The sequence below is a fragment of the Pantoea sp. VS1 genome (genome assembly GCF_002207995.1).
In the GTDB taxonomy this organism is placed as follows: Bacteria; Pseudomonadota; Gammaproteobacteria; order Enterobacterales; family Enterobacteriaceae; genus Pantoea; species Pantoea dispersa.
The window spans coordinates 1-702 of sequence record NZ_NHZE01000118.1; the positions used below are offsets into that span (position 1 = coordinate 1).

2 tRNA genes and 1 rRNA gene are annotated in these 702 nt (G+C 50.6%); all 3 read left to right on the forward strand.

Annotated elements, in window-relative coordinates:
• Positions 1 to 59, forward strand: a 16S ribosomal RNA gene (locus CBW22_RS24510); the annotation flags it as partial.
• A gap of 74 nt (positions 60 to 133) precedes the next feature.
• Positions 134 to 210: transfer RNA gene (locus CBW22_RS24515), tRNA-Ile, on the forward strand.
• A gap of 149 nt (positions 211 to 359) precedes the next feature.
• A tRNA-Ala gene (locus CBW22_RS24520) sits at positions 360 to 435 on the forward strand.
• Positions 436 to 702 lie beyond the last annotated feature (267 nt).

Sequence of the window (702 nt, forward strand, 5' to 3'; positions counted from 1 at the left end):
CTGGGGTGAAGTCGTAACAAGGTAACCGTAGGGGAACCTGCGGTTGGATCACCTCCTTACCTGAAGATACTTTCCCGCGAAGTGCTCACACAGATTGTCTGATAGAAAAGTAACGAGCAGAAAAAACCTCTACAGGCTTGTAGCTCAGGTGGTTAGAGCGCACCCCTGATAAGGGTGAGGTCGGTGGTTCAAGTCCACTCAGGCCTACCAGATTTCTTCTCATGCTGCGTTATGTTTCCGGCTCGCATAGTTCACTATGCTTCGCGAAAACATGCCTTGCCTGAGACGAAATCACATTTCCCGTGTGAGAAACGTGACTCCTGGTGAGTGGTAGTAGATGGTCTCTGCAGTGACTGTATGGGGCTATAGCTCAGCTGGGAGAGCGCCTGCCTTGCACGCAGGAGGTCAGCGGTTCGATCCCGCTTAGCTCCACCATTACAGTACTGAAACTTACTTCAGAGTATACCGGCGACGGTGTGCTGCGAAGTATTTGCTCTTTAACAATCCGGAACAAGCTGAAAATTTTAAACGACGCGTCGTGTTCATTCTCCGTAATAAGAATGAAATTTACGATGCGTTCGGGTCTCTCAAATGCTTGCAGTCCGCAGCGTTGCAAAACGCCTGTGGGTTGTGAGGTTAAGCGACTAAGCGTACACGGTGGATGCCCTGGCAGTCAGAGGCGATGAAGGACGTGCTAATCTG